Genomic DNA, 13,325 nt, shown 5'->3' with positions numbered 1-13,325 from the left:
TTTGGAAACAGCCTAAACGGGGGACGTTTCCGGCGATTTCGAAGCCGTTTTGGTGCGAAAAGGTTGTTAAACAGCAACACCGCTCGCAGCGGCGATGTGCCCGGTACCGCCGAGACCGCTCCATCCAAAAGAGGTAGCCAAAAGGGGTCTCCTGGCCGATAGACCTAGCCGGGCCGCGCGCGAGATAGTTGCCTGGCGCGGATTGCCGAACGCCGCGCAGTTCTCAACGCATTTCATCCACCAATTGTAAAAAGGCCGATATGACACTCAAGCCTCTACTAGTACTGGCGGCTATAGCGCTGCTATCTCAGACAAACGGGACGCTCGCTGGTGAGCGCATCGCTTCTGCCACCAAATTGACTTTTGGCGATGCGAGCACCCTGTTTATTGCGGATTGGAAAAATGCGCGCATCCATGCCGTAACCGTCCCGATCTCTACTGCAAAGGCTGATGGCCCCGCGCCGTTCAATCTGAGCGACATCCAAGGGCCAATCGCCGGTGCGCTGCGCGTGAGGCGAAATTCGCTTCGGTTTGAGGACATGGTGGTACAGCCGGGCACCGGCCTTGCGTACGTTGCAGTGACCATTCAACAGGACAACGCGACAACCAAGCCTGCAGTGGTGACGATTAACTCAGCGGGCAAGGTTCAAAAGATTAATCTGGCGAATGTCGTCCAAAAGTCCACTCCGATTACAGACCTTCCAGACGGAGATGCCACCTTCTGGCGGAGCTTGCCATATCGAAGCCTGACGGTTACCGACATGAAGTTTTATGAGAACAAACTGTATGTCGCGGGGCTGTCTAACCAGGAGTTCGCATCCACTTTGYGTGTTTACGACTACCCATTCACTGGCAAGCCTTCAGCTACGACCATTGAGATTTACCACCCTGTGCATGATCAGATCGAAACGCGGGCGCCTATTCGTGCAATGACCATCATTTCACTGTCGGGCATTCCCACCYTGGTCGCCGCTTATACCTGCACGCCGCTCGTCACAATTCCATTGGCCGATCTGAAGGCCGGTACGCACATTACCGGAAAAACCGTAGGTGAACTTGGTTGGGGCAACGCGCCGACCGGGCTTGTCACGTTCAGCGCTGGGGAGGAAAACTATGCCCTGATCACCAACACCAGCCGCGCTGCAGATCTACTTTCGTTTTCGGCAATTTCGGAAGTCGCTGCCAAGCCAGGCTTGAACACACCCATCAATTGGCCCACGGAACCCTATCGCGGGGTCAAGGCAATCATGGCGCCGATGGCCGCTGTGATGCGGCTGGATAACCTTAACAAGGAGCTTTTTCTGGCGCTCCGGCGCGACGATCCATCGGGGCGGATGCAGCTGGTGTCCATACCCAAAGGGGCCTACTTGCGTGTGAGCGATTTCGTCAACGAATACGATTTCAAAGACTACAAATACCCGCCTAACGACAAGTGGAGCGGCTACCACAAGTATTTTCGCACCATTGAAGGATTTCCTGAGCTGGCTCAGTGAGAAAGAAGCGGGCAGCTTATGAGAGTGGTGTTGACATCGGCACTGGCTATCGTCACCGCAATGGCGGCGGGGGCTGCGAGCAGCGCCCCGAAGATACTGCCTTCGGGCGAAAGCGTGCCCGAAAATCTCCTGCGGATCGAACTCGTGTTGGACAGGCCCCTTAAAGCGGTGTTGGACATTTCCCGCGTTTCGCTGGCGGATGATAGGGGAAATCCAATAGCCGGCGCTTTTTACGACGTCCCGCTGGTCAGCCCAGACGGGAAGCGAATTGCCATACTGATGCATCCCGGCCGCGTTAAAACAGGCGTCGGCCCGAATAGGCAAGCAGGCTTGGCGCTTCGGGACGGTCAACGTGTCACCATGACCATTGCCGATCCTCAGCTTCCTCACCCAATAAAAAAATCGTGGGACGTAGCACCTGCTATTCATGCCCGGATCGATACCCAGGCGTGGCGGCTGCTGCTACCCAAGCCTGGCGGTCGCGAGCCACTACAAATCCAGTTTCCTGCCGCGCTGAATGCGAACGCCAAGGACCTGATTGCGGTGTCAACCTCGGACGGACGGCGCGTGGAAGGGCGCGCGATCTTGTCGCAGGGGGAACGGCATTGGAAATTTCGACCCAAAACGGCTTGGACGTCCGGACACTTCCATATACGAGTGCATGCAAGTCTCGAGGACCCTCAGGGCAATCGCATGTGCGCGGCCTTCGAACAGGCGAGGCAAAGCGCGATCGACTGCGATGAACATGCCCGGATTCCTTTCGAGGTCATCGATGAGACGGCGCGACGGGCACTCCGCAAATTGCGGGAGCTATAAATCTAGACGCCTGCCGGGTCGCTACCGACGCCTCCACTGGCAGAAACTGGCGCGCTCGGCGGCGTGCGACTACCGAACGTTTGCCTGAACATCTAACACGGCATGCGAAACAACGGGTGCTTCCATGTCGCCGGCTAGGATGACAGCAAGCCCCGGCGTTCAGCCAACTTTGCGACCTCTGTTCGGCTCCGGGCTCCGAGTTTCTCAAAAATCGTCTTGAGGTGCGACTTGACGGTGCCGATTGCGATGTCGAGCTCACGGGCGATCACCTTGTTGCCACAACCTTCAACAACAAGGCGCAAAACCTCGACTTCCCGATTGGTCAAGGTCGCATGTGCCATGCTGTCAGCCAGACGCCGTGCCGCGGGCGCGCATAGGTGGCGCATCCCGCGGTGCACGGTCCGAACTGCAACCATCAGTTCTGGCAGGTCGCATCCGTGAACTAGGTAGCCTCGCGCGCCTCGCTCCAGGGCTGTCCTGATCTCCCACTCGCTTTCGCGCGCGGTGAGTATCAGTACTTTTTGGCGACAGGGGGAGGCGCTGCCCTCCGCCTTGGCCTCAGCAATAAGCTGCAGGCCCCGCTCGTAATCTGCGACGACGACATCAGCATGGTCTTCGTCCTGCGGCACCCAGGCTAGATCGGGCTCCTCGCCAAATGCCGCCTTAAGCCCGGTGCGCACCAACGGGTCGCTGCAAAGCACCTGCACGCCGATCCTGAGGGAATTAAGCATGGTCTGACTCCACGGTTCCTATCGACGGGCGAAATGCACGCCGGTGGTGTAACCGATGATCATTCCTCTCCGTGTTGATGGGAAGTGAATTGCCGTGAATTCCAGTTAACACCCCATGCGGAAGACCACACTGTGTGAATTTGTGTGAATACAACCCACTGATCGCGCGATTTCCTTGCATCACGTCGGCAGCGCATGCTCACAGTTGTCGAGCACCAGCAGCATCTAGCGATCCTCCACAAAAAGTCGGCCAATGGTGCAATCGAAGTCCGAGAGCCAGGGCGAGATTTTCATACCTCCTCGAGGTGAGGTGCGGCAGCTGAAAGCGTCACAGACTTCGGTGATGGAAATCATGAAAGCTCCTTTGCAGTCCGTCGCCGCAGGCCTGGTCGTGCCGAGGCTCCCGAATACCAAGTGCGGCGACGCTGACACATTGGCTTTCGCCTCGTTATGCGCGGCCTATGGTGCAGAGGGCGGACTCGCCCCGGCAGACAGGCTCGTGTTTGACGGCGGCGGCCGTCTGGCCATCGGCACGGTTGCCCGCTGGATCGTGGAGCGGCAGTTGATAGTGGTTCACTGGAACGGCGATTACTGGCTGCCGCGCTTCCAGTTCGCCCCGACACTGGTACCTCATACGGAAATCGCAGCTCCACTCGCGGAACTTCGTGCCGTGCTTGACGACTGGGACATTGCGGGATGGTTTTCCGAGAGAAACTGTTGGCTGGGCGGTCAAAGGCCGTGTGCGGTGATCCTCCAGGCGCCACGCGAGGTGCATGACGCCGCTCGAGCGCTGCGCTTCCTTATCCGCGCCTAGGTAGTCCGCTCCACCTGCCAGATCCCCGGCAGCTCATCCGGCTTGGCTTCGAAACACATAGTTCCCGCCAGCGAAGAAGGCCCCGGTAATCCTCCAAAAGGAGGAGGTGCGCATCTCCCATTGCGCCGCCTTCGAGGCCTTATTTCCGGGAGATGCGAAGACAAGAGCCCGTCCGTAACCTTCACTCAAACCACCAACAATTCCGAAACCGCCGTGACGGGCGACATCTCATGAATAAGCCAAGCACATTAACCTCAAGCTCGCCGATTCAGGTCGGCAAGCGGTCTTCCATGGCCATCTACGCACTGACGATAGGCGCCTTCGGGATTGGCACGACAGAGTTCGTCATCATGGGTTTGCTACTTCAGCTGGCGGCGGACATGCATGTCAGCGTACCTACGGCGGGGTTGCTGATCTCGGGCTATGCATTGGGCGTTTTCGTGGGTGCTCCGGTACTGACGGCGTTGATGAGCCGTGTGCCGCGCAAGAAGGCGCTCCTGATTTTGATGGGGATCTTCACACTCGGGAACGTGGCCTGCGCGCTGGCACCCAACTATGCGGTGCTCATGGTCGCTCGCGTCATCACCTCACTTGCACATGGAACATTTTTTGGCATTGGCGCTGTCGTGGCCACGAGTGTGGTGTCGGCAGACCGTAGGGCGGCGGCGCTGTCAACAATGTTCACTGGACTCACGGTGGCGACCCTCCTGGGTGTGCCGGCTGGCTCGTGGTTCGGGTTGCATTTTGGATGGCGTTCCACGTTTTGGGCAGTATCCGTCATCGGCCTTGTAGCGATAGCCGTCCTCGCCATCTTTGTGTCGGCGAAAGAGGCGGGTTGCGGTAGTCGCGTGTCGCTACGTGAGGAATTCACAGTCCTGGGACGAGCTCATGTGTTGTTGGGACTGGGGGCGACCGTCTTCGGCTTCGCGGGCGTGTTTGCCGTCTTCACGTATGTTCAGCCCTTGCTAACGCAGGTCACCGGGTTCGCTGAGTCTCAGGTTTCCGTGATTTTGCTCATGTTCGGCGTGGGCATGGTTTTTGGGAACGTCATTGGTGGTCGCTTGACTGACCGCGCACCGGTGAGAATGCTGCTTGGATCGCTCGCGGGATTGGCCGTCATCCTCGTGTTGATGGGATTCGCCATGGAAAACCGTGTAACGGCGGTCCTTTTTGTGGGACTGCTTGGTACGGGTGCGTTCTCTACAGTGGCGCCGCTGCAGCTGCGAGTGTTGAACAAGGCGCAGGGTGCCGGGCAAAGCATGGCTTCCAGCCTCAACATCGCCGCGTTCAACCTCGGAAACGCCCTGGGGGCATGGCTAGGTGGTGTGGTCATCACTCAAGGAATCGATCTGGCGCACCTTCCATGGGTGGCCGCAATACTGACGCTGTCCGGCTTGGCCTTGGCCGTCTGCAGTGTTCTAAAGGAGCGGACTTTGGACCTCAAAGGATTGCCTTCGGGTGTAGCAGCCGGATACGCCGTTAAGCGCCGCCGCGCCTAGATCGAACGGCGTCGACATTTTCATCAACCGCGCTGACGAGTCGGCGCATTTTCCAAAGGAGATTCCATGTTCAAATTAATCCAGAGCACTCTTGCAGTCGGCATATTGACCCTCTCGGCCGTGAGCGCAGGGGCTGCCAGCCCCAAGCCGACGATCGTTCTTGTCCATGGCGCTTTTGCCGGCTCGTCCAGTTGGAATGGAGTCGTGGCAGAGTTAACCAGGCAGGGCTACCCCGTCGTTGCGGCAGCCAACCCCTTGCGCGGCGTGGCAAGCGATGGTGCGTACGTGGCGTCGCTGGTGAAGTCAATCGCAGGCCCAGTTGTGCTCGTGGGGCACTCGTACGGCGGCTCGGTCATCTCGGCAGCGGCCACTGGTCTCGACAAAGTCAAAGCACTGGTGTTCGTCGCAGCCTTCGCGCCTGCACAGGGTGAGAGTGCGCTGGCCTTGACCGGAAAATTCCCGGGTTCGACGCTGCCGCCAACCCTGGCTGCACCCGTGCCACTGCCCGACGGCGGTGAAGACCTTTATGTCCAGCAGGACAAGTTCCCGCAGCAGTTCGCAGCGGACGTTTCCCTTCCGGAGGCCAAGGCCATGGCAGCCACGCAGAGGCCGGTCAAGGCCGCGGCCCTGCAAGAAGCGTCCCCTGAGCCGGCGTGGAAGTCAATCCCCAGCTGGGCCATTTACGGTACAGGTGACCTCAATATTCCACCAGAGGCAATGGGCTTTATGGCTGACCGTGCCAAGGCCAAGAAGACCGTGGTGGTCAAAGGCGGATCCCATGCGCTGATGGTTTCGCGTCCAGCTGAGGTGGCTGCACTCATCCAGGAAGCTGCGGGCAACTGACCCGTTTTCAGATCGAATCGGTCGGACGCCAATGCCCAATTCGCCAGACGGATTGGGTATATTTTCGTTTCATTCATATAGGAAATCGACATGGATTTGCAACTCAATGGCAAGTTAGCTCTCATTAGTGGCAGCACGGCCGGCATTGGATACGCAATCGCTCGTACCCTGGCACAGGAGGGCGCTACCGTTATCGTCAACGGTCGGACGCAAGCGGCCGTCGATGAGGCGGCAGACCGCATTCGCTCGGAGACGGGTAGCACGGTGCACGGATATGCCGGAGACCTCAGCAGCCCCGAGGCTGCGAATGAGGTAGTGCGACGTTATTCGGGTATCAGCATCCTCGTCAACAATCTGGGCATCTTCGAGGCGAAACCTTTCGAAGATATTCCCGACGAAGATTGGCAAAAATTCTTTGACGTTAATGTCCTGAGCGGCGTTCGTCTTTCGCGCCTGGTGCTGCCAGGGATGAAAAACGCGAACTGGGGGCGAATCATATTCATCTCCAGCGAGAGCGCCGTACAGATTCCCACGGAGATGATCCACTACGGCATGTCAAAGACTGCACAGCTCGCCGTTTCGCGCGGGCTCGCGGAGTCGGTCGCCGGCACAGGCATCACGGTTAACAGCGTATTGCCTGGCCCGACCAGATCACGTGGGGTTGGTGACTTCGTCGAGGGAATGGCGAAATCGAGCAATAAAAGCGCCGAGCAGGTCGAGGCAGAATTTTTCGAAGAAGTACGCCCAACCTCGCTGATCAAGCGTTTCGGGACTCCGCAGGAGGTGGCTTCGCTTGTAGCCTATGTGGCGAGCCCGCTCGCCTCGGCGACCACTGGCGCGGCGTTGCGCGTGGACGGCGGCGTCGTCAAGAGCGCCTTCTGAGGGGTGTGTGCGACGGGTGAGGCTCATGTTTACGACTTCAGCCTTGCCTGTTGTGAATTTTTAACGCCGCAAACCCGCATGGATTCTAGGCCTATGTTTACGACTTTAATTGCCCAGAATAGCTGTTATTCCGCGCAATTAAAGTCGTAAACAGGTTATTGAAGTCGTGAACACGGCTCTAGCATCCATGCGGGTTTTCGGGCGGTTGGATATTGAAGACGGATTTCTAAAGTCGTAAACACGTACTGGTTTATTCGGTCTCTGCCTGGCTGAGAATCCACGCTTCGAATCGCATCAGAGCAGCAGCTCCGGAATGCTTTGACGGCCACCTGAAAAAATAGGACCGATTGGCCCGCCATCCGATGTCGCTCAAACGCACGAGTTGGCCTGTTTCCGTTGCGCTACGGGCAATGTAGTTCGGCAGCAATGCAATTCCGATGCCGCTCATTGCGGCTGTCAGTGCGAGAGACGCCTGCGCGTAGACAGGACCTCTTCCGGCCTTTTCAGCGAGGCTTTCATTGCTGAGGCCCGCTTCCGCAAGCCAGGCCTTCCAGGCGCCAGCCATGCTGGTTCTGATCAAAGGGAAATTCAGTAAAAGTTGCGTCAGCACACCTTCAGGCAGTGCCTTGCCAGCGGTGAGCGTTATTCCGGATCGTTCGATAAGGGCTGCGGCGGCGTAAGGCTTGTACACCAGAGACAGCACCTCTCGCGCCTCAATGCCTGGCGTGGCGCCTTCACATAACTCAACGGCGGCGTCTTCATTTCCCACAAAAACGTTCTGCGCATCGACGCGGTTCGTGAGACTGAGAATGATGTCCTGGTTGTCGTCCACAAAACTGCCCAGCCGCGGCATGAGCCAGTAATTGGCAAAGGCCGAAGCGACCGCGATGTTCAGCTGGATGCAAGCCTGGTCCCCGGCCACCGCGCGAACTGCGGCTCGCTGCAGTTGGTGCAGCACCGTCGAAGTGTCCTCCCAGTAGCGCTGACCGCTGGCTGTCAGCTTCAGGCCGCTTCGGTCACGTTCGAACAGCTCGACGCCCAGTTCCCGCTCGAGTACCTGGATGTGGTGGCTGACCGCGCTTTGCGTCAGGTTCACCGCCTGCGCTGCCTTGGTGAAGCTGAGCAAACGGGCACTCGCATCAAAGCATCGAAGCGCAGTGGTGGAGGGTAGATGGCGCATGGATCAATTTTTTGAGGGCCTCCAACAATAATATCCGTTTGCCAGGCAGCGGTCGGCCTTCTAGCATTTGGTTCGGAGACTTGTGAACGACTCGGTTGCCGAACGCCAAAAAAGGCGGCAGGGTATCCCGCGGTTGAGTCGTATCACGGTTTTTCATAACTATTAAGGACATATCTTGGAACACGTGAACCTTCGCCGCCTGGTTGCTGCCGCAAAACTCTTGACCTCAGCTCTGGCATTGGGTGCCATCAGCCTTCATGCGCAAGCCCAGCCTTATCCCACCAAGCTCATCCAACTGATCGCTCAGCAACCTCCGGGTAGCCAGTCGGAAGCCATCAGCCGCGTGTGGGCAGAATGTGCGTCCAGGGAGTTGGGCCAGCCTATCGTGATTCTCAACAAGCCAGGCGCCAACGGCGTGCTCGCCACGAACTTTTTGAAGAGCCAGCCCGCAGACGGATACAACGTCATGACGGTGGGGATGTCGCAGATGACGATCACGCCCTACATTTACAAGCAGCTTCCGTACAGCCCGCAGAAGGACTTCGACGGCATCACCGTTTTGAGCACCTCGCCCTTGCTGCTCGTCGCCAGCGTGCAAAGTGGCATCAAGCAGTATGCGGACATTGCGACCGTCGCAAAAAAAGCCAACGGGGGCATCGATTTCGGCTCGCCTGGAAAGGGAAGTCCGGCCCATCTGCTGACCGCTGCCGTGGCTCAGCAACTTAAAGTGGACGGCACGCATGTTCCCTTCGTCGGAGAGGGGGCTGCCGTCACTGCGCTGATGGGCGGCCAGATTCAAATCATGACTGTCACTTCAGGTACGGCAGCGCCCTTGATCAAGGACGGCCGAATGATTCCCCTGGCGATTTACACGGAAACTCGCGACAAAGCATTTCCACAGATTCCGACGATTGTGGAGCTCACTGGCTCTAAGGAGATGGCATTGCCCGGATGGCTGGCACTCGTCGCAAGGGCAGGCACTCCGCCCGCTGTTCTGAAGCGACTGGGCGATGCAACGGTCAAATGTGTCGATTCCGACGCGTACAAAACTCGCATGGAAGCCATCAACGCCGTTCCCTTGAAATCGTCTCCTGCGGATGTGAAAATCTGGACAGACCGATACACAGCTGTCTTCAAACCATTGATCGAGAGGCTGAATCTTGCCGAGTGACGTCTCGATGGCGGATGGGTTGCTGGTTTCACCGGGTGAAGGTCATCGACCGACGGTTCAGGTGCGTCTGCATCACGGAGGCCTTCTCGAAGGGGCTCTGGAAAACGGCATCGCTGTATACCGGGGAATTCGATATGCACAGCCCCCTTTCGGCAACCTGCGCTTTCACCCGCCGGAACCCGTTCCCGCGTGGGCTGGTGTGGTGTCGGCCTTTGAGTTTGCACCGGCCTCGCCGCAGGCACCGCGCGATGCCGATGCCTTGATGTTCGGAGGTGAGGACTGCCTTGCTTTGAATATCTGGGCGCCTGCAGATGTGGGTCCTGGATGCCCCGTCATGGTGTGGATTCCCGGTGGCGCATACATGCGAGGAGACGCTGCCGATCCCGTTTACGACGGAGCCGCTTTTGCGAGAAAAGGTATTGTTTTTGTATCGATGAATTACCGTGTGGGCATCGATGGGTTCATGGCGATACCGGGCGCACCGGCCAACCGTGGGTTGCTCGACCAGATCGCTGGACTTCAGTGGGTAAAAAGGAACATCGATGCTTTTGGAGGCGATGCTTCGCGAATCACCGTGGCCGGGGGATCGGCCGGTGCCGGGGCTATTGCGTGTTTGATTGGCATGCCGTCCACGCGAGGCCTTTTTGGCAAAGCCATCCTCCAGAGCCCAAGCCTGGCGACCCACACGGCGGCTGAAGCGGGTGTGTCTGCTGCGGCCATCGCCACGCTGCTGGGAATACCGCTATCGCGCGAAGCTATTGCTTGCGTGCCATTGCCAAAGGTGGTTGCCGCGCTAAAGCGCTTGGCGGACGACCCGTCCTTGAGAAGGGACTTGGGATTCAGCACACGGAATTTTTTCCCATTGAGGGCCGTTGTCGACGGGGATGTGATGAAGGCCCCGCCATTAACGTCCATGGCAAATTCTTGGAAACACCGGTCGCCCGATTTTTCGTTGCTGGTAGGTTGCAACAGGGATGAAATGCGGCTTTACACCGTTCCAACCGGTGGCATAGAGAAAACCACACAAAGTGAGCTTCTGGAGTTTGCACGCGATGTGGGTGTGACCGAACATGCCATGATTTCTTATGCAGAAAATCCGGAAACGAAATCCAGGGCCAGTCCTGGTGAGATTTTGTGCGCCATGCAGTCGGATTACTTCTATCGAATTTCGGCTCGAAAGATTGCCGCAAATGCAAGCTCTGCAGGGGTCGCAACCTACCTGTACGAGTTCGACTGGCGTTCGCGTCGATGCGATGGGAAATTAGGTGCTGCGCATGGAATTGAAATCCCTTTTGTTTTTGACCAACTGCGGACGCCGGCAGGCGCTGAAATCACAGGCCCTGGTGCGCCGGCGGCGCTGGCGGAGGAAATGCACCGCTATTGGGTCAGGTTCGTGAAGGAGGGTAATACTGGTTGGCCTCGACATACTAGCCAATTCGCCGACCTGATGCATTTCGCCGATGAAAGTCAATGTGAACGGGATGTTTGGGCCCCATCTGGAGAACTTTGGCAAGTGTGTTGAATTGCACTGAAGTCTGACCCGAGTTTTCAATCGAATCTTGACCCACACGCTTTGTGAGCAGAATGTGCTCACGATGTGGATAAGTTCTTGGTTTTCTCCTTTTTGGGCTGAGTCTTTGCAGAGTGTGTGGATCTGCCTCAAAGTGCGCCGCTGTTTCCGCGATTTTGTTGCCTCGATTACCAGCCAGGTGGCCAGCTTCTCGGCATAGGGATCGAGCTTGCTAGGGGTTGCCCGCCTTTGGTAGCTGGGCTCGCTCTCTTCCGACCGCAGGTGCTTCTTCACTGTGTTGCGAGCCAGGCCTGTACGCCTTGAGATCTCGCGGATGGACATCTGATCTCGCAATGCCCAACGCCTGATGACATTCAATGTCGCCACGTCTATCACTCCTAATTTCCCTCTTGCTTTTAAAACAAGCGAGGTAGTGTCTACGTGGGTCAGTTTTGGATGGAAATTGCTGCCAAGTGGATCAGATTTCGACGGAACTCAACACCTACGAAGTAGTGAATGTCAACGATCATCGAACGGTGCGAACACTTCTGCGACCCAATCGACGAACAGTCGAATTTTGGCGCTAAGGTGACGATTGCTCGCGTAAAGCACATGAAATGGTTGTTGCGGTCGCGTCCAGTCTTGTAGAACTGTGCACAAGCGCCCACTTTCGAGATGGGGCATCACCATGAACTTGAATGCCTGTCCGATACCAACGCCTGCAAGTAGCGCACTCAGATGCGCGGTGCTCTCGTTGACTGCGACCTCCACCTGGCCGTTTATCTGAATATGCTCGCTGCCCTTGTGGAATTCGAGCGGGAACGCACGTCCCGTCAGCGACGAAAAGTAGCCAGCGATAGCGTGGCCTGGAATGCGACCCTCGGCCGCCTTCGTGGGCGTTGCGGTAGGCATAAGTTCGGATGGATGCTTCGGAATGCCACGCGCCTTCAGGTACGCCGAGCTCGCGCAGGTGACCCAGTCCATGTCGGCGATGCGTCGCGCCACGAGCGTTGTGTCGGGCAGTGTGCCGCCCCGGATTGCGCAGTCGACGCCTTCGCCGATGAGATCAATCGGTCGGTCATTGACCCCGAGGTCAATATGTAGTTCCGGGTAGCGCGCGCGAAATGCCGGCAACGCCGGGATGAGGATCATGCTGGCTAGTACCGATCCGATGTCGACGCGGATTCGCCCGTGCGCCCGAACGCGTGCGCGTGACGCGCTTTCGTCCATCTCGTCGAGTTCATCGATCAGGCGTGTCGCCCGTTCGTAGTACGCCGCACCGTCCGGCGTCACGTTGACGCGGCGGGTCGTGCGGTGCAGTAGCTTCGTCCCTAGATGCTCCTCCAGGTCTTGCACAAGCTTGGTCACAGTGGGACGTGGGAGGTTCATCGAGTCGGCAGCGCGAGAGAAGGCGCCCGATTCGGCGATCCGCACGAAGACACGTAAGGCAAGAAGTTGGTCCATGGGCAATGTGCCTGAGTTTGTTACTCCGATTATTCACCAGCATGAAATAAGAAATCAATATTTAGATCTTTATTCATCGTTATGAATTTTCTAAACTTCGCTCACCCTATCAACAAAAGGAGTACGACATGGGAAACAAACTATCCGGCAAGGTCGCAGTCATCACTGGCGGGACTACCGGCATCGGTCTAGCTGCGGCCAAGGCCTTCGCGTCGCAAGGCGCTCACGTGATCATCACCGGCCGTCGTCAGGCTGAACTGGACGCGGCCGTTGCCGCGATCGGGCAGAACGCGACGGGGGTGCAAGCCGATTCGACCCGGCTTGGCGACCTGGATCGTCTTTACGAACTAGTACAGAAGCAGCATGGCCGTATTGACGTGCTTTACGCCAACGCGGGCGGCGGAGAGATGATTCCGCTAGGCGCTATCACCGAGGCGCATTTCGACCAGACTTTTGATCGGAATGTGAAGGCAGTGGTGTTCACGGTGCAGAAAGCATTGCCGCTGCTGGAGAAGGCCACGAACGGTGCGTCCGTCATCCTTGCCGGCTCGACCACCAGCGTGAAAGGTACGGCGAACTTCAGCATTTATAGCGCGACCAAAGCGGCGGTGCGCAACCTCGCGCGCAGTTGGTTGCTGGATTTAAAAGGGCGGGCAATTCGCATCAATACGCTGTCACCCGGACCTATCCACACGCCTGGACTGGTGGAACTCGCTGGACCCGACGTAGCCCAACAGCAGGGCCTGCTCGACTACTTGACCGCGCAGATACCCCTCGGTCGCATCGGCCAGCCCGACGACGTCGCCAAGGCTGCAGTCTTCCTCGCGTCCGACGACGCCGCGTTTATCACCGGGGTAGAGCTGTTTGCCGATGGCGGCATTGCTCAAGTATGAACACATTTCAACAACACACTTAACCCAAA

12 protein-coding genes and 1 pseudogene are annotated in these 13,325 nt (G+C 57.8%); 9 read left to right on the top strand and 4 right to left on the bottom strand.

All coding sequences use genetic code 11. The features are described from left to right. The first annotated feature begins 260 nt into the window (after positions 1 to 260). The gene (locus tag AC1DYR_RS13195) at positions 261 to 1,493 is read left to right on the top strand and encodes a hypothetical protein (RefSeq protein ID WP_477705489.1); all 1,233 of its coding nucleotides are present in this window, start codon (positions 261 to 263) and stop codon (positions 1,491 to 1,493) included. An 18-nt stretch (positions 1,494 to 1,511) separates the two neighbouring features. Further along, entirely contained in the window at positions 1,512 to 2,309 is a 798-nt protein-coding gene (locus AC1DYR_RS13190) for a hypothetical protein (RefSeq protein WP_477655326.1), read from the top strand. Positions 2,310 to 2,443: 134 nt separating this feature from the next. On the opposite strand, the gene AC1DYR_RS13185 is transcribed toward AC1DYR_RS13190, so the two are convergent. Then, the gene (locus AC1DYR_RS13185; RefSeq protein WP_477655325.1) at positions 2,444 to 3,040 is read right to left on the bottom strand and encodes a LuxR C-terminal-related transcriptional regulator; all 597 of its coding nucleotides are present in this window, start codon (positions 3,038 to 3,040) and stop codon (positions 2,444 to 2,446) included. Positions 3,041 to 3,392: 352 nt separating this feature from the next. On the opposite strand from AC1DYR_RS13185, the gene AC1DYR_RS13180 reads away from it, so the two are divergent. From AC1DYR_RS13180 to AC1DYR_RS13165, 4 genes are all read left to right on the top strand, one after another. Next, positions 3,393 to 3,854, top strand: a complete 462-nt coding sequence (locus AC1DYR_RS13180) for a hypothetical protein (protein WP_477705488.1) — start codon at positions 3,393 to 3,395, stop codon at positions 3,852 to 3,854. Between the two features lie 230 nt (positions 3,855 to 4,084). Further along, positions 4,085 to 5,353: an MFS transporter gene (locus AC1DYR_RS13175; RefSeq protein ID WP_477655323.1), complete on the top strand. Its 1,269-nt coding sequence runs from the start codon at positions 4,085 to 4,087 to the stop codon at positions 5,351 to 5,353. Positions 5,354 to 5,419: 66 nt separating this feature from the next. Next, positions 5,420 to 6,196, top strand: coding sequence for an alpha/beta fold hydrolase (locus AC1DYR_RS13170; RefSeq protein WP_477705487.1), 777 nt, complete (start codon positions 5,420 to 5,422; stop codon positions 6,194 to 6,196). 90 nt (positions 6,197 to 6,286) lie between these two features. Beyond that, positions 6,287 to 7,078: an SDR family NAD(P)-dependent oxidoreductase gene (locus tag AC1DYR_RS13165; RefSeq protein ID WP_477655321.1), complete on the top strand. Its 792-nt coding sequence runs from the start codon at positions 6,287 to 6,289 to the stop codon at positions 7,076 to 7,078. A 250-nt stretch (positions 7,079 to 7,328) separates the two neighbouring features. Here AC1DYR_RS13165 and AC1DYR_RS13160 read toward each other — a convergent pair whose 3' ends face one another. Beyond that, positions 7,329 to 8,258, bottom strand: coding sequence for a LysR family transcriptional regulator (locus tag AC1DYR_RS13160; RefSeq protein WP_477705486.1), 930 nt, complete (start codon positions 8,256 to 8,258; stop codon positions 7,329 to 7,331). Positions 8,259 to 8,442: 184 nt separating this feature from the next. Here AC1DYR_RS13160 and AC1DYR_RS13155 point away from each other — a divergent pair, with 184 nt between their 5' ends. Together AC1DYR_RS13155 and AC1DYR_RS13150 are read left to right on the top strand one after the other, a co-directional pair. After that, a complete protein-coding gene (locus AC1DYR_RS13155; RefSeq protein WP_477705919.1) occupies positions 8,443 to 9,429 on the top strand; it encodes a Bug family tripartite tricarboxylate transporter substrate binding protein in 987 nt (328 codons plus the stop codon). After that, a complete protein-coding gene (locus tag AC1DYR_RS13150) occupies positions 9,419 to 10,951 on the top strand; it encodes a carboxylesterase/lipase family protein (RefSeq protein ID WP_477705485.1) in 1,533 nt (510 codons plus the stop codon). The genes AC1DYR_RS13155 and AC1DYR_RS13150 overlap by 11 nt, the downstream gene beginning before the upstream one ends. A gap of 126 nt (positions 10,952 to 11,077) precedes the next feature. Here AC1DYR_RS13150 and AC1DYR_RS13145 read toward each other — a convergent pair. Next, positions 11,078 to 11,335: pseudogene (locus AC1DYR_RS13145) on the bottom strand (IS21 family transposase); the annotation flags it as partial. Positions 11,336 to 11,458: 123 nt separating this feature from the next. Then, entirely contained in the window at positions 11,459 to 12,403 is a 945-nt protein-coding gene (locus AC1DYR_RS13140) for a LysR family transcriptional regulator (RefSeq protein ID WP_477705484.1), read from the bottom strand. A 128-nt stretch (positions 12,404 to 12,531) separates the two neighbouring features. On the opposite strand from AC1DYR_RS13140, the gene AC1DYR_RS13135 reads away from it, so the two are divergent. Next, a complete protein-coding gene (locus AC1DYR_RS13135) occupies positions 12,532 to 13,296 on the top strand; it encodes an SDR family NAD(P)-dependent oxidoreductase (RefSeq protein WP_477705483.1) in 765 nt (254 codons plus the stop codon). Positions 13,297 to 13,325: the final 29 nt, after the last annotated feature.

The sequence above is a fragment of the Polaromonas sp. P1_F9 genome (assembly GCF_056405615.1).
This window is presented reverse-complemented; position numbering and strand designations above follow the sequence as displayed.